Origin of the sequence: Planococcus maritimus (assembly GCF_001592825.1) — a bacterium.
In the GTDB taxonomy this organism is placed as follows: domain Bacteria; phylum Bacillota; class Bacilli; order Bacillales_A; family Planococcaceae; genus Planococcus; species Planococcus maritimus_C.
Map to the genome: position 1 here is coordinate 297,064 of NZ_LTZG01000011.1, position 19,594 is coordinate 316,657.

Consider the following 19,594-nt stretch of genomic DNA (forward strand, 5'->3'; position numbering starts at 1 on the left):
AGTTGAGCTTACAAAGCCTAGAAAAGATGAGGCCACTAAGCTGATACACAAAAGATATGGAGCAAAACAGCGCAGACTCCTGGGGGATCAGTGAAGTGCTGAAATCCATTCGGGCGTCTAACCCGAATTAGTTCAGCGCGAGCCCCCCCGGAAAGCCAGCTGTTTTGCGGAATATCTGGTGAATGTACTAGCAATGTAACTTATCCATTAAAAGGTACCAAACGGTAAAACTTGTATCAACGAAAGGAAGCGTATGTTATGAATTTGAAAGTGTATATTTTAGCCTTGGCCACTGTGGCCGTTGGGCTTGTGGAACTGATTGTCGGCGGCATTTTGCCGACCATCGCCGAAGAGTTCGATGTGTCCTTGGGCGCTGCCGGCCAATTGATCACCTTGTTCGCGTTGATTTACGCGATTGCCGGACCGGTGTTGCTCATTGCGACGAGTCGCTTTGAGCGCAAGAAAGTCTATTTGATTTCCCTGTTCATCTTTTTCCTCGGGAATCTCATGACTTTCTTCAGCCCAGACTTCACGTGGATGATCATCGCGCGCGTCATTACTGCAGCAAGTACGGCACTCATTGTCGTCTTGTCTCTCACGATTGCCGCGAAAATTGTCGAGCCGCCTTACCGCGCGAAAGCGATCGGCTTGATTTTTATGGGGATCAGCTCCTCGCTCGTGCTCGGCGTTCCACTCGGCATCTTGATTGCCGATGCATTCGGCTGGCGCGTCGTCTTTCTGGCGATTGCCGCCTTGTCACTCGGCTCGATGGCCTTGATCGCGCTGTATATCCAGCCGATCCCTGGAGGCACGGCGATTCCGCTGAAGCAGCAATTAAAAGCTGTGGCGAGTGCGAAAATCGGCACTGCCCACCTTGCAACCCTGTTCATGCTCGCAGGCCATTACACGGTCTACGCGTACTTCACGCCGTTTTTGGAGACAACGATGCAGCTTAGCCCGTTTTGGGTCAGCGCTTGTTATTTGATCTTCGGCATCGCAGCAGTGAGCGGCGGCGCAGTTGGTGGCACTTTGTCCGATTCGATCGGCTCGAAAAAAAGCATTGTGATCGTCATTTCGGCATTTGCTGTTTCTTTGTTCGTGCTTCCGTTCACGACCTTCTCGCTCGTCATTTTCTTGCCGGTGATGGTCATTTGGGCCGCGCTCAGCTGGGCACTCGCTCCGCCGCAGCAAAGCTATTTGATCGAAACCGATCCAGCCACTTCTGACATCCAGCAGAGCTTCAATAACTCGGCGCTGCAAGTCGGCATCGCACTCGGCTCCGCAGTCGGCGGCCTCACTTTGACCCAAACCGACTCGGTCACAAGCACTGCCTGGGTCGGCGCCGTAATTGTCCTTATTGCGCTTGGCTGTGCGGTATTCTCGATTACGCGTCCTGAGATTGAACGCAAAGAACAAAGTAATACTAAGCCTCAAAATTCATAAATTATGAAAGCCCTCATCCTCGGATGGGGGCTTTTCTAATGCGCTCCAAGAAATATGGCGAAGCCCCTCTTTTAAATCAATTGATTTAAAAAAGGGGGGGGATTTACCTAAACTATTCAACCATTCCAAAATACTTGAACGCAGCAAGTATATCCGGTTGTTTTTCTTCTGGGCAAGGATGCACTCTTTCATTCACTGAAATTCTTCTTGGAGAAACTCTCGGTTTTAAACCATGCATCTCTTTCATGTGGGCAATCCAGCAAGTTTTTGCTGAGTAATTATTTTCCCGCTTAATGTAAGCCTGAATTTCTTTGTAAGTCGCCATGCACATTCCCCCATTTTTAAATATACTTTATTCTATTTAAATAACCTCTTAAACAAACTCTTTTTAAAGTACTTATCATACTCTATATATTCTTTGAATTTTTTTTGATCTAACAGTAATACTGAACTATCCTCAGTGATACACCCAGACGGTAAGTAGTTTAAAAGAGCATCACGATCTCTACTTTTTGGTACTGCGATATTTTCAATATGGACGAGTACAGAATCTTCTTTTCTAAAATCAAAATCGCCTTCATGGCTTTTATAAATTTCTTGCCATATCCGTCTGCCCCTGTCCAAGTAATCATCAAACTTTTGCTCCGGAAACCATTCAGGTATCGGTATATTGAACTCCCTATAGTAATCTTTAAATATTCTCCGGGCACTACTTAGAAAATCCTTGGTAGTATAAAAGTTTTCTCCGTCCTGGATCAAGATTCCCATTCGATGTGTAAAATCTTGATAAAGAGAAGCATTTGTTTTATTCATTATATTACTTAAATAATTGTTTGATTCCGCTACTTTTTCAGTTTTAAAGGAGTTATTAATCTGGAGATAATAGAGGCGCGAAGATGATTGTATGTTTACATCAAACCCTGTGGCATTAGTCGTTCCAATCAAAACTGGATGGGGGCCCGTCAAATTATTAGCGATGTCTTTTATAAACCGTTCTCCTTTATCAGCAGCTGTACTGCGGAAAAACTTTGTATCAATTTCATCAATTAATAGCGGGCTAACATTTGAAGAATGAAAGAAATCATTGAGAATATTTCTACCACTTATTTTTTCGTAAGCCATGTATGGATCAGGATTTCCGAGCAACTGGCTAATGAACTCCAAAGCTGATGTTTTCCCTGACATCGACCGCCCTGCAATAATTAAGAATGGCGGAACATGTCTTCTAACATTTTCTCGTCCCTCTTCATTAGCATAGTGATCTCGCATCTTCCAAATATGTGCCGATGCAAATGCATACAAAATAGCCTCTGCTATTCTTGATTGTACTTTCGGGTCGTTTTGAACGGTGAACAAATGGTAAGCATCGATGAATTTATTAATCAATTCAAGCTGCTGTTTCAAAACGTTTCTCTCTTTTATTTCTTTTGAAAACAAGTCTAGCGGCTTTGATCCATCTTCTTCCGTAAAAGGAGCAGGCGTATACAATTTATTGGTAGCTGTGTGATAAACCAGTTGCCGGCGACGATCTGCTTCTACTGAATTTTTACTGATTTTTGATAGCTTACTTTTGATAGTAACCGTTTTTGCTCGCAAACTTTTGATTGGCAATAGTTCACGCTTCTTTGTTTTCCGATTTACTCTTGTGATGACTTCAATAACTTGATTAAGCTGAATTGCCTCTTCTTTTTGATCAGCGATTTTTTGAGTGGCTTGCTGAATAACTTCGACTTCTGCTTCTGTCAGGTCAACCATGATACGTTTATTTTCGATTTCGTCCAAAAGAATGTCCATCAGCACTTCTGGGTCTGCAATGTTGACAGGTTCGAGTAAAAGCGTCGATTTTACTTTTTCAGGTATAAAATCAACTGTTTCCTGATAAATATCATGAAATCTTTTGGTATAAACCTCAAACAAATCATGATTATCAAAAACGAGCAGTTCTTCATATTGCTTTTGATTGCCTAACGCTGTTTCTGTGAAGTTTGCTGAACCTATAATAATACGATTGTCTTTTACCCCAGTTAAAAGATAAACTTTCGAATGGATCGGCGTGCCTTTCTTTGAATAACGTATTTGAAATCGGTTGCTTTGGATTTCCTTTTGAATATCTTTTGGCAATGATTGAACGTATCGTGTCCTATTTTCAATATCTAAAAGATTTTCTAATCCTTCAGCAAAATTACCAGCTACATGACCGTCTTCGATTCCTAATATTAATTCAACCGATTTAAACCGTTTAGCTGTCTTGAAAAAGAATTGAGGAGAAGCGACAAAGGATACGGCTTTAAGTTCTGTATAAGTTTCCGTATCAAATAGGTCCTCTAAAGACATGCCTTTCACTTCACCATTAAAAATAATGTGTAAAAAAGGGGTTTTACTAGGAGTAGACTTTTCTTCTTCGAACAAACTTAACTGGTTTTTTTCATCCATTCGATTTACCTCCACATAGGACAATTTTTAAGTGAACCTACCACAGAGTCTCTCTTGCTTAGTTGGGTGCTACACCTACTCTTTTTAAAAAACCAGCTGACTACACCTTCTTCCTCAACCTGCTTAGGACGTCACAAGAGTGACATTCAATAGTTATATTTACCCCCAATAATAACACCTTCACTCACTATTACCTAAACTTTCTGTCTATTATTTATTTTAAAAATCACTATCCAATTTCTTCTCACTTTTAGTAGCTGTCTACCTAAAAAGGCCTGGTCCGCGGACCAAGCCTTTTCTTATTTATGAAATCCCGCTACCTTCATCACACGCACATACGGCCCTTCCGGCAAACTTTCTTCCAAGCTCCGGATCAATTCCAATAGCTCCCGCGTGAACATCTCATACTCATCTGGCGGAGACACCACTTTCAGCAACTTGATGAGTGAAGCCGTCGTGCCGTGTGTTATATAGCCCTTTTCCTGATGCAGCTTATCCTCGAGGCGCCTCAGTTCCAAGGGCGACCTCAAACGAAATGAATACAGCACTTCTTCATGTGCTGCCTTATTGCGAAACGGAAACGCGATCGACAAGATTTCATCGAGTTCCGCAGCACTCAGTGTGATTCCACTGTCTCCTGCCTCTTCCGCGAAATCCTGGGCGATGCGCGTGCGCAAGTCTTGGTCGATGACCGTGTAGAAATTGGTGATCTGGCCGAGCGACAGGAAATTGACCAGTACCCATAGCGGCAAGTTCTTATGCTTTTCGTAGAATTCACGAAGCTCTGGATAGCGCACGCGGTGGCGCTTTTTATGGCTTTCGATGAGGTTATTGAGCGTTGCGGTGATGCGGTCGCGCTCGTGAAAATGAACTTCTTCCGGGCTGTAATTCGCGTTGTCGAGAAAACTGTCGACTGCCGAGAAACGTTCCGAAAACCGGTACGCGAGCTTGGACTTGATGCTGCGTTCAAACTTCAACAATTCCCCGAGCAGCAACAAGCGCAGCTTGCGGTCGAATTGATACAGCGCAAGAATGTGGTTGAACGTCGTTCCCGCTCCGTACAGTTCCTCGCCGTATGGATTTTTCGTTTCATCGCGCTCGAGGAACGGCTCTTTGTAGCCATCAATCAGCGCGTAATAATTATCACGCGACAACACGCGTCGTGCGGCCGCTTCATCTTCCATAATGAGTCCACGGCTTTTGAGGATCGCGAGCTGTTCGTCGTGCGTCGCAAAGCTTTTCATGTCCACCTCACCCCGCTTAGTCATCGCTGAACAATGCTTCGGCAATCGCCGCTGCATCTTCCTCGTCTTCCATCATGACCGCAACGGACAAGTTCCCGACTTTCGGGTCGTAGCCGGCGAACCAGCCCATGTCGCCTTTGTCGGATTTGAGGACGGCGGTTTTTCCGACAAGCTCGTGGCCGTCTTCTTCACCCGCTTCGGCGAGTGCCGTGCGGACGAGTTCCGCTTGCTCTGCGCTGAGGAGCTCTTGTTTTAAGCTTTCTTCTTCAGTTTCGCTAGTCAAAATCGGCTTTTTCATTTCGCCGTCTGCTAAAAAGGTGCCGTACATGGCGGCTGTATGAAGAATATTCAAGCGCACTTGGCTCCCGCCGGATGCAGAACTCGCGAGCTGGCCTTCTGAGCCGAACGTGCCGCTTTCTGAGATTTGTGAAGCGCTGAGCGGCACTGGGTAATCCAGCGCCGTCCCAAAGCCAAATTCACTCAAGCCAGTCAAGAAACTGTCATCCGGCATATTGGTCGCTTGGATGGCAAAATAAATGCTGTCGGAGTGAACGAGCGCTTTTTCCAAGTCGATCGGATTGGTGACGCCCGGATTCGGCCGGGTAATACGAAAATCGTTCCACGAAGCGTATTTCTGCCACGTTTCCCCGTTGATGTCGATGCCTTCTTCCGGATCGAGCGTTCCTTGTTTCATTGCCACAGCTGCAGTGACCGGCTGCATGACATAAGACGGTGGATAGGTCGCCGCGGACCGGTTAAAGAACGGCTGGCCTGGGTCATCGACGAGCTGTTGGAAACGGCTTTGCTTGATCCCAGGAATAAAATCATTCGGGTTGTAAGCCGGCGAACTGACAAGTACATGCGTCTCGCCTGTATACGGATCGACCGCCGCGGCAGTACCTGGCGCATCATCCATTTCCCGGTAGACTTTCCGTTGCAAATCGGCGTCAATCGTCAGTTTCACCGTGCTGCCCGCTGCTGACGAATTGTCAACAGCGGTAATCGTTTCGTTTTGAGCGGTCTTTTCGATTAAGATCTTGCCGCCGGGTTTTCCACGCAGCTCGGTCTCGAAAATCTCTTCCAATCCTTCGCGCCCGATGACATCGCCCTGGCCATAGCCTTGGTCGCCCCGCTCTTCTAATTGTTCAGCGGTAATCGGCGCGATATAGCCGGTCAAATGCGCCAGCGATTCACCGTACGGATAATCTCGCATCGTCACTTTCGTGCGCTTCGTTCCGGGAATCGCAAACAGCCGGTTTAAGGTTTCGCGGTCTGGCCCAACGGTTCCAAGCGGCACATAATGATGCGGCTCTACCCACGGTTTGTCGAGTTCTGCGGCGATATCTGCGGCGGACATATCCAGCAGTTCCGCGAGCCGCTCCGTGTAATCGTCGCGGTCGAAATTGCCCGGCACGACGCCGATTTCATAGGCATCGGTGTTGCCGGCGACGACTTTGCCGTTGCGGTCGACAATCTCACCGCGCTCGGTCTCGCTCACTTGCACGAAAACATTATCGTTCTTTGAAAGATTCGGCAGGATAAACGACGGGTCCCATTCTGCGAACCATTCGCCTTCAGCCCCTTCTTCTGCCTCTTCATAGACAAAGCTCAAAGTTTTGGCAAATTCAATTTCGCCAACGACGCTCTCCATTGCAATCGTCAGCGGAATATCCGCCGGCTCGTTTTTCAGCCACGGCTCTTCGCCGAGTTGCCAATCGATGTCGCGTTCGGACAGCGACAATTGCTCATCTAACTCTTCTTGCCAATCAATGAAAATCTCTTCGCCAAATGCCGACTTTGTTCGCTCCGTCAAAAATTCATCGTACAGCGTATCGTATTCGCCTGCTTGCCACAAATCCATGAACTTTTGCGCACGCGGTTCTGGCGATGCGACCGTCTCCGGCTCAGCCTCTTCCGGTGTCGGCGTTTCCGCTTCTTCGTCTGCACATGCCGCAAGCGTAAGCGCTGCGCCCATTCCGATCATCCACAGCTTGCTCTTCCCCATAGCAATCCCTCCGTCTCTTGAGTGCTTTCTACCATTTTACCCGGAAACCGCTCGCTTCAATACGGTAATTTCTGGATAAGAGACTTAAAAGTTAAAAATCGACTCCTCAATTTCCAGCAACTATAATAGAAATCTTTATTACACACTCTTACTAAGTCAGTTATATGTATGGAGAAAAACTGCGAAGACTCCCAAGGGAGCAGCGCTCTTTTAAGCGACGAGACAGCCGAGACCCCGCAAGGCGCGAAGCGACTGAGGAGGCTTGGCGCTCGCCCGCAGGAAGCGAACAGGCGAAGCATTGCTGAGTCTGTTCGTTTGCGATGCTCGAGTGCAGCGAGAGTTGAGCAAAGCTTTTCATAGCAATTTTGCGGAATACTGACATTTAAAACGAAGAATCTCATTGATTATGAAACAAATCACCTTAACTTCCGTATAATTAAGGAAGAAAAGGAGGCCATTTATGTTCGCTGAAATGAAATCGCGTTATTTGATTCTCTTCACCATCCTCGGCGTCATCGCGACCTTGATCGTGTTCATGCTCATTGGCGCAGATCCTGTCACAACTGAAATCGCGGTGCAGATTGCCTTTTATATTGTCGTCCCGTACTTTTTCTTTCATTATTATTGGAGCAAAAACCCTGATTGGTCGCTCGGTGAAGTATTGACCACAAAAGGCATCAAGCCTTGGCTTCCTGGCATTGTCGGCATCGTCTTCGTGTCGATTGCCTTTTCACTCGCCATGTTCTGGCTGCAGCTCGCCATCATCTCCCCGGCATTTCCGTGGCTTGCGGAATTATTGCTGGAACCTGTGGAAACGCCAGGCGGTGCCGGATATGAATACTTCATGCTGTTGACGCTCGTGATCCTCGCGCCGGTCGTCGAGGAATTCGTCTTTCGCGGTGTGTTCTTGACTCGTTTTATGGCGAAAACCTCGATGTGGGGCGGCATCCTGATTTCGAGTTTATTGTTCGGTGTGCTGCATCTCGATTTCATCGGTGCATTTTTATTCGGCATCATCGCGTCGCTGTTGTATTTGCGTACCGGTAATTTGCTGTTGCCGATCTTGTTCCACATGCTCAATAATGCCCTCGCCGCGTTGTCGATTTATGTGCCAATCGACAAGTTTTTCGCCCTCGACTGGTTTATGGTGACGGCCATGGCGGATATCGAGGCGAAAGCCTGGGCGAACATCTTTATCATGGCCGTCAGTGCCTTGCTCACTGCTTGGATCATTTACCGCCTCGCTAAAGGACTGAAGGACAAAGCGGAAACCCGTGACATCACACAGCCCTTGGCGGAAAGTGACACGCCTTAAAAGAAATTGTCGATGATCTGTCACGCCCCGTTCATAAAGCGTTTATCTTCGTGCGGTATGATACAGTCATAGAAACTCAGGGACTGGCGAGGCATTTGCCCTTTGTCCCAAAAGCTATAGGAGGATTTTCATGAACAACACAGCTACACCGCGCAACAACAGCTTAGAGAAAAAATGGAGCCTGCGCTTGATCCAATTTTCAGCGATTTTCGGCTTTCTCGGGACCTATCTCGGATCGCATATGGCAGGTCAGATGGATTACGCGCTGCGCCCAATTCACGCCCACATCCTGCTCGTCGGCTGGCTCTCGGTCTTTGCCTGGGGCGTGTTCTACCGCTTGTATACGGTGAAATACAAAAAACTCGTCACCATCCACGGCTTTCTCGCCATGATCGGCGCAGTCGGCTTAACGGCCGGCATGTGGTTCTATAATTTGAATCCGTTCAATATGAACGACACTTTCGTCTTGGTCTTCTTTATCGTGGGCGGCACGCTATTGCTGCTTGCGTTCTTATTGTTTGCGGTCATGACCTTCTTGACGGAAAAAGACTGATGAAACCGCCCGTGCGCACGGGCGGTTTTTCGTTTCCCTCCAATCCATGAAATACCGTATAATGGAAGCAACGAGAAACAGAAGGGGAGATGGCGGATGGCCCTGCAAAATTTAATTAAAAAACGCATGCTCGTGCTGATTGGCTTAGTACTTGCCGCAGCTTTGATCATCGCGCTCGTCTGGAGTTCGGATACGGTCGAAACGGCAGAACAAGCGGTACGGGATGGCGACAATGACCTCGTCTTGACGCCGGTCTATGAACTGAATGGTCGTGCGCTGTTCTTTTTCATCCGCGACGATGACCAGTTCGGGGCGGCGACAGCGACAGAATCCTGGTTCGGCTGGCGCCTGGAAACGCGAACGGAAAGCTCGATCCCTTCACTTGATGACCCCGATCGGATCAATAATTATGCGAGCCATGAAGATGGGTTCGTCTACGGGCTGTTTGATCCTACAGACGGCCGCCATGTCCAAATCGGCGAAATGCCCGCCGACCAGCTTTTATTGGGCGAACGCTTCCCGGCTGATTCGCTTGAAGCAACCGGCTTGTCCAAAAAAGCGGTCTGGTTTACCGAAAATGCCCCAGAAGACCGCCCCCTCCCACTCCAATTGCTGGATGCGGACGGACAGGAACTGCAGCGATTGGATATGTATTAAAAGAACCGCCCAGATCTGTCTGGGCGGTTTTGTTATGCGCTAGTGTTTTTACTATTTGAATAAAGTAGATAGTAAGGGGTTAAGATTGGAAGGGTTTCGTGTTTTTTGCTTTTCTTCGTGAAGTGAATCGCCGCCCTGCTTTGGGTTGAGCTTTCGCAGGAAGCCAGGAAAACCACCTGTCTTCCAGCTTCGCTTAACCCTTTTGCGCTGGGCGGCTGAGAGATTTCATTGTGGGAAGCCTGTTCAAACAGCTTTGCTTCTTTACTCAATTGCCGGCTAGTGGGGGAATCGCTTCCCGTACTGCTTAATAGGATGGGGAACGCTTGCGTGTAAAACTGTTTCAGCATTTTGTTGATGCCTCAAATTGCTAGTCGCCGCCCTGCTTTGGGTTGAGCTTTCGCAGGAAGCCAGGAAAACCACCTGTCTTCCAGCTTCGCTTCACCCTTTTGCGCTGGGCGGCTGAGAGATTTCATTGTGGGAAGCCTGTCTAAATGGCTCTGCTTTTATGTCCAGTTGCCGGCTAGTGGGGGAATCGCTTCCTTAGACTAGTATCACGCATATTTTTCTCACTTGGCATTCAGGTAAACGAACATCTTTTACTCAATAGCCTCCAAGATCTCTTCAATCTGCTCCATATGGCGTTGTTCATGTTCGGCTATGAGAGTGAAAATACTGTTGGCAGGAATAACTCCAAATCGAGGATGGAATACGACATATCGTTTGATGTATTTGTTCTCATTTAAAAAAGCTTCGGTTGCGTTTCTTGAGTTTTGCAGCAGTTTGATGCAGTCTTCTGCACTTCTGTGGACAGTAGAGGGCTCTTGCTGTGCCTTCATTTTCACTGAACGATCCCTCACGATGGAGAAATCCTTTTCCTCAGCATGACCTATGTGATTTTGCTGTATGGCGTTCTCCACCAGTCCGATAAAATTCACTTCAGCCACTGCCAGATGCTCGACCACCTGTGCCACCGTCCAAGCACCAACTTCCGGAGCAGTATTTAACTCGTAATCATTTAAATCCCCTAACAAACTAATCAATTTTTCTCTCGTTTGAATGAATGACTGATTCATGATTGCTCCTCCCTTAGATAGGCATGAAATCTCGATTTCTATTTCAACTTCATCAGTTGGAAGACTTCGTTTGAAGCAGAATCAACACTCGATTTTCACAGAGTCAAAATTTAAATTCTGTTAAACTGCCACGTCAAAGCTTCTCCGGCTTTCTCTCAGCTTCTGCTTTCCCAATGGAAAAGCCGTCAAATAGGCGTCCGCCATATGGCTCCAGCACGCTTTCGACAAATTCGATAATGTGCGCCGTTTCGTCGGTGCGGTAAAAATGCTCGAACGCTTCGACGAAACGAACGGCGAGTTCGTGGTCATGTGCTTCAAGTGAACGGATAACCCATTTGGATGAGCCAATCCATTTTCGCTCCGTGCGCAAAATGAATTCGCTCACTAAATCCGACAGCGTGTTAACGCAAAACAATCGCTCTTTGCGGTCGTCGCTGCCGCGTAAGTCGTCCAGCACATCGGTGATGAAATAACGTTTCGTGCGGATCGTATCCGTACTCCACGCTTCCGGTCCTGCTTCGAGCAACGCTTTCGCTTCTTGCTGGATGCTTTCCATGATTCCCGAATCTTTCAAGATGATCCCTTCGCTGACCATGCGCGGCATGCTCGGCTTAGCCGCTTTCCGGTCTTTTTCGAAAAAGTCCTTATACGAACTTAAATTGTAAACAAATACTTCAATCGGCCAGCCATAAAACATGATGGACTCCCGATATGAACTCATGAGCGTTTCATCAAATACCACGATGTCCAAATCTGACGTCGCTGTCTCTTGCCCGCGCACTACACTTCCTGCCAGCAGTGCCCCGCGGCAGTGACGGAAATTCGTTTCGACAAATACTTTAGCTGTATGCATCGGTTCCCAACGTTGTCTCATTACTGTCCCCCGCATTCTCTTTCTCTTAATCTTTTCCTAGCATACCCTAGATGGTCCAGCTGTGCGCACAAAAAGACAGACATTCCTGTGAATGCCTGCATGTCTGTTACTGATTTAAATCGGCCAATGCGTTGCCAAGCGCCGGATAGCGGAATCGGAAGCCTTCTCGCACCAACCGCTCCGGCACGACCCAGCGGCTTTTCAGGATCAGCTCAGTTTCCGTCCGAAGCGCAGCTGCCCCTGTTTCAAGCATCCACTTCGATGCCGGCAGCCCAGCCCGGCGGTTCATCGATTGCCGCAAGATTTTCATCCATTCTTTATTCGTTACCGGGTTCGGGGCAGCGGCATTAAAAACACCGGCGAGTTCATCGCGGTGCTGTACAAAGCGCACCATTCGGTATAAGTCTTCGATGTGAATCCAGCTAAACATTTGGCGGCCGCTGCCTTGCTTGCCGCCGAGCCCATATTTCACCAGTTTGCGATAAGGTTCCATGACGCCTCCGTCACCGAGCACGATCGCGATACGCAAGGCGACTTGGCGTGTTTTCGAGAGTTGAAATGAAAAAAAGCGGTCTTCCCAGGCTTTTGCGACCTCAACGGAAAAGCCACGCCCAATCTCTCCGCCGTCTTCAGTCATCGGGCGGTCTTCTGCATGACGGTAAATCGTCGCGGTGCTGGCATTGACCCATAGTTCGGGAGCCTTTTTGCACGCTTCGATCATGTGGCCCAGCGTTTCGGTCGTCTTGGTGCGCGAATTGAAAATCTCGCGTTTATTCGCTTCCGTGTAACGGCAATTAACGGATTTCCCGGCAAGGTTAATCACCAGCTTCGCCCCGTCAAGTGCATCTACCATCCCCTGTGCATCGCCCCATTGAATATGCCCCGATTGCCGTGAAATGATATAAACCCGATAGCCAAGTCGTTCGTATTTTTCTTTTAAATACGCTCCGATAAATCCTGTTCCGCCTGCGATGACTGCTTTTTTTACCATATTCTTACCTATTTTCGCCGTAATTCTATCATGTTAGACGACAGCTCTATGGGAATAGTTGCAGGTTTTTAGGAAATCGCTTGCCAAGCAAAGCAGTCTGTTGAAACTGTTGCTTTTATTCGGTTTCGGTTACACTTATTTTTATACGTTTATCTAATTGAAGAAAGTTGGTGGATCTATTGAAGAAAAAGAAAGGCTTAACCTTTAAAGTTATCAGTGCCTTGATTTTAGGTGCGATCACCGGATTGCTATTAAATCTTTTTGCGCCGGAAGTTTTCGCAATACTCAATCCTTACATATTCGTGCCGATTGGGCAAATCTTCCTCGCCCTCATCAGCATGCTTGTCGTTCCGCTCGTGTTCTTGTCGATCGTCCTCGGTACCGCAGGACTTGGCGATCCGGCGAAACTCGGCCGTATCGGCATCAAGACCATTTCGTATTTTTTGGTGACGACGACCATCGCCATCACGATCGGACTCGGCTTATCCGCACTCGTCCAACCAGGCGCTGCGGGTGATTTCGATATCGGCGCTGCGACGTACAGCCCAGACGAAGCCCCGTCGATTGCTGATACCTTGCTCAACATCATCCCGAAAAATCCGCTTGAAGCGATGACCGAAGGCAATATGCTTCAAATCATCGTTTTCGCGGTCTTTGTCGGGCTCGCCCTCACCGCTCTTGGCGACAAGACGAAAGGCATTTTAACTCTCGTCGAACAAGGCAATGAAATCATGATGTATTTGGTCGGCATCGTCATGCGTTTTGCCCCGTACGGCACATTCGGTTTGATTGCCACAGCGATCGGTTCGCAAGGCCTCGCCGCTATCCAGGCGATGGGCTCGTATATGCTCGTCGTCATCGGCGCGCTATTGATCCATGCTGCCTTTACATACGGCGGCACCGTCTACTTCCTGGCGAAGAAAAGCCCGGTGTGGTTTTTCAAAACCTTTATGCCGGCCATGACAGTCGCCTTCAGTACATCCAGTAGCACCGGGACGCTTCCGGTGTCGATGGAAGTCGCGCAGCGTGACTTAAAAATTCCAAAGTCGATCAGCTCTTTCGTCCAGCCGCTCGGCGCCACCATCAATATGGACGGCACAGCGATCATGCAAGGCGCGGCGACGATGTTCATCGCCCAGGCCTTCATGGTCGACTTGACGATCGGCCAACTATTGACCGTCGTCTTGACCGCGGTTCTTGCCAGTATCGGAACCGCTGGAGTTCCAGGCGTCGGCTTGATCATGCTCGCCATGGTGTTATCAAGTGTCGGACTTCCGGTCGAAGGCATCGGCCTCGTGCTCGGTATCGACCGCTTGCTCGATATGTCCCGCACAGCGATCAATATCTCAGGTGACGCAGCTTGCGCCTTGATGGTTGCAGAAACCGAGAAAAAGCACGGCTTGGAAACAGAAGAAGCCATGAACCCGCAAGAAGCATAAAATAGAAGTAAGCCTCCCGGCGATGTCGGGAGGCTTTTTCTTATTAGGTTCACTTTATTTCATTCATGCTTCTCCAAGAATTCTTGTAACCACTGGTAATCTACTGGGCCGTTGGTGATTTCGTATTGATCGTGTTCGTTGAGAAGTATGTTTCTTTCGATCAGCGACGGAATCGTATTGCGTTCATCAGTGTAGACCAAATCAAAACTGAATTGTTCGTCAGGATATGAAGAACTAAAATCTCTCACGCCAATCTTTTTCACTTTGTACTGCCCTAAGAAATCCGTGAACTCTTGAATTGCAGCCGGATTATCGATGGAATGATTAAAATAGACCTCTTCATCTTCTAGTGGGAGTTTTGTGTAAAAAATTTGTTCGACCGCTTCTGCATCTAACACCTCAACCATGTCTTTTTCGCGGTACTCGTTCCATCTAAAAATCAAGGCAACCAATACTACAATTAAGAGTATTGCCAGTGACGTCTTGTATTTCCTGTTGATATAACCACTCCTCTTTATTAAAACAAGGATTACGTCTTTATATGATTATATCTTAACCTTCACTTTTAAACGTATAAACCTTTTCTACATACGAGTTCCAGCTATCTTCCTCTACACACTAGCTTAGAAGCAAGAAGCGATTCTCCCACTAGCCGACAACTGTCTAGTGAAGTAGATTTACTTAAACAAGCAACATTCAACGAAATCACAAAGCCGCCTAGCGCCAAGGGTGAAGCGAAGCAGGAAGACAAGTGTTCTTCTTGGCTTACTGCGGAAGCTCAACCCAAAGCCGGGCAGCGACTATTTTACTGAAGCATCGATAAAACCCAACAACGTTTCCACAACCAAACCCTCCCTATCTCATCTACACCCCTTCCAAAAAGCAGGAAGCGATTCCCCCTTCAGTCGATGAAAACAATCAAACCACAAACAACCGTCCCAAAATTCATCTTAATGAATTCACAAAGCCGCCGAGCGCCAAGGGTGAAGCGAAGCAGTGAGACAAGTGCTCTTCTTGGCTTACTGCGGGAGCTCAACCCAAAGCCAGGCGGCGAATAGTAAGATGAACTCATAAATTGTGCCGGAATACGATCTCCCCACTATCCTTATCTACACACCACCGAAAAAGCAGCGGGAGCGAATACCCAAGCGATAAAATATCACGTCGTCTTCATTCCACAAATAAACCTCTTGATTCCACAAACAAATCCCTCAATATCACAAACAAACCCCTCCATTCCACAAAAAAACTGCACCCCTTGGATGCAGCTTCAACCGTATTTCTTCTGATGCTCTTTTTTTCGTTTCAAATAATCCTCATCTTCACGAATCTCGTCCCAGCGCTTCTTGAAAATCGCCGCCGACTCCGCTTTCTCTTCATCAATCTCGCGGTCTTTGATCGAACCGTCTTCGTTGTATTTGCGGCCGCCTTTGTAATTCGTGTAGCGGCGCGCGCGGGTATAGCCCATCTGGATGAATTTGCGGGCCATGTCCATGCCGACAAAATCGTCCTTCTTGCGGTATTCCTCGAACAGCTCGGAAATCTTGTCGCACGACTCCTGGGCAATGTCCGGCGTCTTGAAGCGCCAATGCGGCAGGATTTCGCTTTTATACGGTTCCACCATCAATACGCCCTGCTCGCCTTTGCCGACACGATACAGTTCGGGGTTCTTCCTCAAGTCCAAATTTTTATAGTCTAAATCGTAATCGAATGCCATCGTGCACCCTCCTTTTGCAGAGACTATACCCCTTTAGACAACGTGAAAAACGGCATAAAAAAACCGCCTCTAGGGGCGGCGGTACCTTAAGCGTGAGGAATGTTCTTTTTCGAGAAGGCGTGAATATCGGTGATGATGTCTTTCAACGTATCAATCGATTTCAGTGGATCGCCGACAAAATCCATGCCGTGGTTCACGTCTTTTAGCACATGCGCGTCCAATTGCTGGTTGGCTTGCAGATCGTCCATTCGCGACCGGTCGTAATAATGGTCTTTATCGCCAATAAAGCTGAGTGCTGGATTCTGGCATTGCTTCATCGCTTCGAAGACCTCTGTATGCTTGAGCAATGGCGTCAGCCAGACCGTTTTCGCGCCTGAGAATTTCGGACGCTCGAGTTCATTCGCGAGTGCGATTGTGCCGAGCGACTTCGCCACGAGGAAGAATTTTTCATACAAGCTGCCCTTTAGCACTTGATCGATTACTTGTTTGACGTCGTGTTTGATGGCTTGTTCGATTTCGCCCATCGTGTAGGTGTCATAAAACGGATGATTGTAATCGTAATTGATGCGCAAGATGTCGTATTCCTGTTCAGCAAGCAGTCGCTCCGTGTAATGGAATAACGGGCTTTTCGCTGTATAGCCGATACCCGGCAGGAAGATCGCTAGTTTTTTGGTCTGGTCTTGATTAAAGACCAAGCTATAATGAATCGGCTGGCCCTGGTCGATTTGGATCGTTCGGTTAATCGTTTTCATTGGTTCCACTCCTTTCCTAGTATTATAAAGGGTTTTATGTGAAATGCATGTAAATATTTCAAAGAATTCGAAAACTTCATGCCGGCTCGTTTTTCTATTCTGTTATAATATCCTTAATATGAATAAGGAGGCGGTTGTCGTGTGGAAAGGCATTCGCTGGACAGCGTTTTCGGTGCTTTTGGCCATCAGCGTCTTGTTTGCCGTCAAAGGCGTCCAGGTGTGGCTCATGCGCCATGCCACAGAACCGGTCGCGATCCAGTTTTATTTCTTTGAAATCGGCGAAGCGGTGCTGCCGGGCAATTTGGTATCTTACGCCGTGGCATTTTTTGTAGCGGCATTCATCACGGCAGTCGCCGCCTTTGCCTTTATCGCGAGGCGCTTGTTCGGATTTTAATTTGATCGGGAAAGAGGGATTGGATGCATACAGAAAAAGATAAAATGCTCGCCGGCGCGCTTTACCGGGCGGATGATCCGGTATTGGTACGCGAGCGCGTCAACGCCAAACGGCTCTTGCGCTTGTTCAATAAATCGATGGAGACTGACGGCCAAGAGCGCAAGCGGTTCATGAGCCAATTACTCGGCTCGAGCGGGGATCATTTGTATATCGAGCCGAACTTCCGCTGCGACTACGGCTATAATATCCACGTCGGCCACAATTTCTTCGCCAATTTCGATTGCGTGTTCCTCGACGTCTGCGACATTCGCATTGGCGACAATTGCCTGGTGGGCCCTGGCGTCCACATCTATACAGCGACTCATCCGCTCGATATCGAGCAGCGGCTCGCCGGTGTCGAATGCGGCAAGGCGGTGCGCATTGGTGATAATGTATGGATTGGCGGGCGTGCCGTCATCAATCCGGGCGTCACGATCGGCGACAATGCCGTTATCGCTTCTGGTGCCGTTGTCGTCAAAGACGTGCCGGCGAATACGGTTGTCGGTGGCAATCCAGCTGTCGTCATCAAGACACTTGAACAGTAATCGCAAGCCCATAGAAAAGGGAAGCAAATCGATTGGATTTGCTTCCCTTTTTTTCATGCTTTCATTTGATTGTTTTGTACTGCTTGCTCGTGCTTTAATAGCCATTCTTTGCGGCTCAAGCTACCCGCGTATCCTGTCAATTTGCCGTTCGACCCGATGATTCGGTGGCACGGGATGATGATGCTGATTTTGTTTTTGCTGTTGGCATTCCCTACTGCACGGACGGATTTCTCGTTGCCCACTGCTACTGCGATGTCGCGGTAAGAAGCGGTTTTGCCATAAGCAATGCTCGGTAACGCCGCCCATACTTTTTGCTGAAATTCGGTGCCGGACGAAATGCAGGGCACGGTGAACTCCGTGCGCTGCCCTTTGAAATATTCGTCCAGTTCCTGTAAAGCGGTTTGCAGCACTTGCGGCGTATCCGCTTGCACCATATGCAGCGGCTGTTCCCGCTCGCTGAAGTAAAGCGACACGATGCCTTGTTCAGTTCCGGTGATTTCGACGACGCCAATCGGCGATGGATAATCCACTTGATGCAATTCAGTCATAATAACACCCTCCATAAATAAAATGTCGCATACGCTTGCCAGCCTGTCCAAGGTTTCGCCAAGTCTTCAATCTCGGCGACGGTCGGTTTCCGGTCCATTCCTAATTGCTGCTTCAAAGCATTGTGCAAGCCGACGTCTGTGATCGGAAACGCAGAATTGAAACGCAAGCATTTCATCATGACGTAATGTGCCGACCATGGCCCGACGCCTCTGATCCCCACCAATTGTTTTTCCACTTGCTGCTCGGTTTGGCCGATGAGCTCGTCTTTTACCAAGCGGGCTTCTGCCAGTTCCTGCGCAATGTGGATCAGGTATTCCGCTTTTCTTCCTGAAAATTGTAAGGCTCTCAATTGCTCTACTTGCAGCGAGGCGATCTTTTCAGCGGAAGGAAACGCCCAATAATCGACGTCACCCACTGTGAGCGACGACCCGAAGTTCTCGATCAAGCGCCGTTTCAAGGTATAGGCAAACGTCAAATTGATCTGCTGGCCAATGACTGCCCACGACAAAGCTTCAAATAAATCGGGCAAGCCCATCACCCTGAGCCCGGCATGTTGCTGGACAACTTCCTGCAGTACCGGGTCACTTGCAGCCATTGCGTAAAACGGCTGCAAATCTGTATCCAAATCAAACCAGTCAGCCACATAACGCCCGACTGCCTGCTGTCCTTGTTCCGACGGTGTGTGATGCGGAAAGTCGATCTGCAGCGCGCTTTCTGAATAGCTCACGTCAAACAAAATAGACTCGTCTCCTACAGCCAGCAGTTTGCTAATGCGCTCATCCTCAATCGTATGAAGCAACTCCTGATCAGAACGCCCGAGTATCGCCAGGCATTCCGCAAAATTAAAATCTGGCGGCGTGGCCACTTCCAGCCGTCTACTCATGCCGCGGCACTCCTTTCTCTTTCCGGTACTCGCCTGGGGATTGCTGTTTGTGCTTCCGGAATACTTTATAGAAATGAGACGTACTGTGAAAGCCAGTCTCGAGGCAAATCTCCAAATTCGTTTGATCGGTGCTCGCCAACAAATGAGCCGCTTTGTCGATACGGACTTTCTCCAAGTAAGAGCGCGGCGTGTCACCTGTCTCCTGTTTGAACAGCCGGTCGACGTACGACGAGCTCATGCCGACATGCGCGGCTACTTCTTCCAAGCCGATTTTTTGCTGGTAATGGTCTGTTAAAAAACTGATGACTTGCTGGTTGAATTCAACATGAGGCGAGTGGTCGATTTCTGGTTGGCATCTTTTGCATGCCCGAAATCCACGATGCTCTGCCTCTTCAGTCGAAAAACAAAATTCCACGTTGCGCTTTTTCGGTTTGCGCGAGCGGCAGGACGGCCGGCAATAGATCTTCGTTGTCTTCACGCAGGTATAAAACAAGCCGTCGTATTTCCGGTCGCAATCAAGGATCTTCTCCCACATTTCATCGAACGTGAACTTCGTTTTTGTTTCCATCGCCGCCGCCCCCTCTCTCCTTATTGTATCTCTTTTTATTTTATCATTACACTTTGCCGGATTCGTCCTCGATTTTGCACTTATGGTCCCCCTCGCTGCCCATCAAAAGCTTATTGACAG

At 48.2% G+C, this 19,594-nt stretch carries 20 protein-coding genes; 7 read left to right on the forward strand and 13 right to left on the reverse strand.

The genetic code is table 11. From position 1 onward, the window contains the following. Positions 1–258 precede the first annotated feature (258 nt). Entirely contained in the window at positions 259–1,443 is a 1,185-nt protein-coding gene (locus AY633_RS09980) for an MFS transporter (protein WP_068488226.1), read from the forward strand. A gap of 112 nt (positions 1,444–1,555) precedes the next feature. Here the strand turns inward: AY633_RS09980 and AY633_RS09985 are convergent, their stop codons facing one another. The 4 genes from AY633_RS09985 to AY633_RS10000 form a co-directional block, all read right to left on the reverse strand. After that, the gene (locus AY633_RS09985; protein ID WP_068488227.1) at positions 1,556–1,768 is read right to left on the reverse strand and encodes a hypothetical protein; all 213 of its coding nucleotides are present in this window, start codon (positions 1,766–1,768) and stop codon (positions 1,556–1,558) included. A gap of 32 nt (positions 1,769–1,800) precedes the next feature. Then, positions 1,801–3,876, reverse strand: a complete 2,076-nt coding sequence (locus tag AY633_RS09990; RefSeq protein WP_068488228.1) for a restriction endonuclease PLD domain-containing protein — start codon at positions 3,874–3,876, stop codon at positions 1,801–1,803. Between the two features lie 299 nt (positions 3,877–4,175). Beyond that, entirely contained in the window at positions 4,176–5,144 is a 969-nt protein-coding gene (locus AY633_RS09995; protein WP_260804555.1) for an Abi family protein, read from the reverse strand. Continuing rightward, on the reverse strand, positions 5,137–7,125 hold the full coding sequence (locus AY633_RS10000) for a penicillin-binding transpeptidase domain-containing protein (protein ID WP_068488229.1): 1,989 nt from the start codon (positions 7,123–7,125) through the stop codon (positions 5,137–5,139). Before AY633_RS10000 ends, AY633_RS09995 begins: the two co-directional genes overlap by 8 nt. Positions 7,126–7,585: 460 nt before the next feature. On the opposite strand from AY633_RS10000, the gene AY633_RS10005 reads away from it, so the two are divergent. The 3 genes from AY633_RS10005 to AY633_RS10015 all read left to right on the forward strand — a co-directional run bounded on the left by AY633_RS10005 (position 7,586) and on the right by AY633_RS10015 (position 9,650). Next, a complete protein-coding gene (locus AY633_RS10005; protein WP_068488230.1) occupies positions 7,586–8,440 on the forward strand; it encodes a CPBP family intramembrane glutamic endopeptidase in 855 nt (284 codons plus the stop codon). 130 nt (positions 8,441–8,570) lie between these two features. Next, positions 8,571–8,993: a hypothetical protein gene (locus tag AY633_RS10010; RefSeq protein ID WP_068460579.1), complete on the forward strand. Its 423-nt coding sequence runs from the start codon at positions 8,571–8,573 to the stop codon at positions 8,991–8,993. 96 nt (positions 8,994–9,089) lie between these two features. After that, a complete protein-coding gene (locus AY633_RS10015; RefSeq protein ID WP_068488231.1) occupies positions 9,090–9,650 on the forward strand; it encodes a hypothetical protein in 561 nt (186 codons plus the stop codon). A 596-nt stretch (positions 9,651–10,246) separates the two neighbouring features. On the opposite strand, the gene AY633_RS10025 is transcribed toward AY633_RS10015, so the two are convergent. From AY633_RS10025 to AY633_RS10035, 3 genes are all read right to left on the reverse strand, one after another. Then, the gene (locus AY633_RS10025) at positions 10,247–10,723 is read right to left on the reverse strand and encodes a DinB family protein (protein ID WP_068488233.1); all 477 of its coding nucleotides are present in this window, start codon (positions 10,721–10,723) and stop codon (positions 10,247–10,249) included. 133 nt (positions 10,724–10,856) lie between these two features. After that, positions 10,857–11,597 carry a nucleotidyltransferase domain-containing protein gene (locus AY633_RS10030; protein ID WP_068488234.1) on the reverse strand — a complete coding sequence of 247 codons (741 nt, stop codon included), beginning with the start codon at positions 11,595–11,597 and terminating at the stop codon, positions 10,857–10,859. 106 nt (positions 11,598–11,703) lie between these two features. Next, entirely contained in the window at positions 11,704–12,588 is an 885-nt protein-coding gene (locus AY633_RS10035) for a TIGR01777 family oxidoreductase (RefSeq protein WP_068488235.1), read from the reverse strand. Between the two features lie 179 nt (positions 12,589–12,767). Between AY633_RS10035 and AY633_RS10040 the strand changes: the two genes are divergently transcribed. Beyond that, positions 12,768–14,027, forward strand: coding sequence for a dicarboxylate/amino acid:cation symporter (locus tag AY633_RS10040; protein ID WP_145915673.1), 1,260 nt, complete (start codon positions 12,768–12,770; stop codon positions 14,025–14,027). A 59-nt stretch (positions 14,028–14,086) separates the two neighbouring features. On the opposite strand, the gene AY633_RS10045 is transcribed toward AY633_RS10040, so the two are convergent. The 3 genes from AY633_RS10045 to AY633_RS10055 form a co-directional block, all read right to left on the reverse strand. Further along, positions 14,087–14,470 carry a hypothetical protein gene (locus AY633_RS10045; protein ID WP_145915674.1) on the reverse strand — a complete coding sequence of 128 codons (384 nt, stop codon included), beginning with the start codon at positions 14,468–14,470 and terminating at the stop codon, positions 14,087–14,089. Between the two features lie 827 nt (positions 14,471–15,297). Then, positions 15,298–15,744, reverse strand: a complete 447-nt coding sequence (locus AY633_RS10050) for a DUF4385 domain-containing protein (RefSeq protein ID WP_068488238.1) — start codon at positions 15,742–15,744, stop codon at positions 15,298–15,300. A gap of 86 nt (positions 15,745–15,830) precedes the next feature. Beyond that, positions 15,831–16,496 carry an alpha/beta family hydrolase gene (locus tag AY633_RS10055; RefSeq protein WP_068488239.1) on the reverse strand — a complete coding sequence of 222 codons (666 nt, stop codon included), beginning with the start codon at positions 16,494–16,496 and terminating at the stop codon, positions 15,831–15,833. A 118-nt stretch (positions 16,497–16,614) separates the two neighbouring features. Here AY633_RS10055 and AY633_RS10060 point away from each other — a divergent pair, with 118 nt between their 5' ends. Both AY633_RS10060 and AY633_RS10065 read left to right on the forward strand, forming a co-directional pair. Then, positions 16,615–16,890, forward strand: a complete 276-nt coding sequence (locus AY633_RS10060) for a hypothetical protein (RefSeq protein ID WP_186008767.1) — start codon at positions 16,615–16,617, stop codon at positions 16,888–16,890. Between the two features lie 23 nt (positions 16,891–16,913). Further along, positions 16,914–17,474, forward strand: coding sequence for a maltose acetyltransferase domain-containing protein (locus AY633_RS10065; protein WP_068488240.1), 561 nt, complete (start codon positions 16,914–16,916; stop codon positions 17,472–17,474). A gap of 53 nt (positions 17,475–17,527) precedes the next feature. On the opposite strand, the gene AY633_RS10070 is transcribed toward AY633_RS10065, so the two are convergent. From AY633_RS10070 to AY633_RS10080, 3 genes are read right to left on the reverse strand one after another with little or no spacing between them, the layout of a single operon-like run. Beyond that, complete coding sequence (locus tag AY633_RS10070; RefSeq protein ID WP_068488241.1) at positions 17,528–18,022, reverse strand: methylated-DNA--[protein]-cysteine S-methyltransferase; 495 nt, start codon at positions 18,020–18,022, stop codon at positions 17,528–17,530. Beyond that, on the reverse strand, positions 18,019–18,906 hold the full coding sequence (locus AY633_RS10075) for a DNA-3-methyladenine glycosylase family protein (protein WP_068488242.1): 888 nt from the start codon (positions 18,904–18,906) through the stop codon (positions 18,019–18,021). Before AY633_RS10075 ends, AY633_RS10070 begins: the two co-directional genes overlap by 4 nt. Beyond that, positions 18,899–19,474, reverse strand: coding sequence for a bifunctional transcriptional activator/DNA repair enzyme AdaA (locus tag AY633_RS10080; RefSeq protein ID WP_068488243.1), 576 nt, complete (start codon positions 19,472–19,474; stop codon positions 18,899–18,901). Before AY633_RS10080 ends, AY633_RS10075 begins: the two co-directional genes overlap by 8 nt. Between the last annotated feature and the right edge of the window lie 120 nt (positions 19,475–19,594).

Bases quoted from the DNA above. Each gene is read 5' to 3' on its own strand.
- AY633_RS09980 (WP_068488226.1), top strand. From the start codon at position 259: ATGAATTTGAAAGTGTATATTTTAGCCTTGGCCACTGTGGCCGTTGGG.
- AY633_RS09985 (WP_068488227.1), bottom strand. From the start codon at position 1,768: ATGGCGACTTACAAAGAAATTCAGGCTTACATTAAGCGGGAAAATAAT.
- AY633_RS09990 (WP_068488228.1), bottom strand. From the start codon at position 3,876: ATGGATGAAAAAAACCAGTTAAGTTTGTTCGAAGAAGAAAAGTCTACT.
- AY633_RS09995 (WP_260804555.1), bottom strand. From the start codon at position 5,144: ATGACTAAGCGGGGTGAGGTGGACATGAAAAGCTTTGCGACGCACGAC.
- AY633_RS10000 (WP_068488229.1), bottom strand. From the start codon at position 7,125: ATGGGGAAGAGCAAGCTGTGGATGATCGGAATGGGCGCAGCGCTTACG.
- AY633_RS10005 (WP_068488230.1), top strand. From the start codon at position 7,586: ATGTTCGCTGAAATGAAATCGCGTTATTTGATTCTCTTCACCATCCTC.
- AY633_RS10010 (WP_068460579.1), top strand. From the start codon at position 8,571: ATGAACAACACAGCTACACCGCGCAACAACAGCTTAGAGAAAAAATGG.
- AY633_RS10015 (WP_068488231.1), top strand. From the start codon at position 9,090: ATGGCCCTGCAAAATTTAATTAAAAAACGCATGCTCGTGCTGATTGGC.
- AY633_RS10025 (WP_068488233.1), bottom strand. From the start codon at position 10,723: ATGAATCAGTCATTCATTCAAACGAGAGAAAAATTGATTAGTTTGTTA.
- AY633_RS10030 (WP_068488234.1), bottom strand. From the start codon at position 11,597: ATGAGACAACGTTGGGAACCGATGCATACAGCTAAAGTATTTGTCGAA.
- AY633_RS10035 (WP_068488235.1), bottom strand. From the start codon at position 12,588: ATGGTAAAAAAAGCAGTCATCGCAGGCGGAACAGGATTTATCGGAGCG.
- AY633_RS10050 (WP_068488238.1), bottom strand. From the start codon at position 15,744: ATGGCATTCGATTACGATTTAGACTATAAAAATTTGGACTTGAGGAAG.
- AY633_RS10055 (WP_068488239.1), bottom strand. From the start codon at position 16,496: ATGAAAACGATTAACCGAACGATCCAAATCGACCAGGGCCAGCCGATT.
- AY633_RS10060 (WP_186008767.1), top strand. From the start codon at position 16,615: ATGAATAAGGAGGCGGTTGTCGTGTGGAAAGGCATTCGCTGGACAGCG.
- AY633_RS10065 (WP_068488240.1), top strand. From the start codon at position 16,914: ATGCATACAGAAAAAGATAAAATGCTCGCCGGCGCGCTTTACCGGGCG.
- AY633_RS10070 (WP_068488241.1), bottom strand. From the start codon at position 18,022: ATGACTGAATTGCATCAAGTGGATTATCCATCGCCGATTGGCGTCGTC.
- AY633_RS10075 (WP_068488242.1), bottom strand. From the start codon at position 18,906: ATGAGTAGACGGCTGGAAGTGGCCACGCCGCCAGATTTTAATTTTGCG.
- AY633_RS10080 (WP_068488243.1), bottom strand. From the start codon at position 19,474: ATGGAAACAAAAACGAAGTTCACGTTCGATGAAATGTGGGAGAAGATC.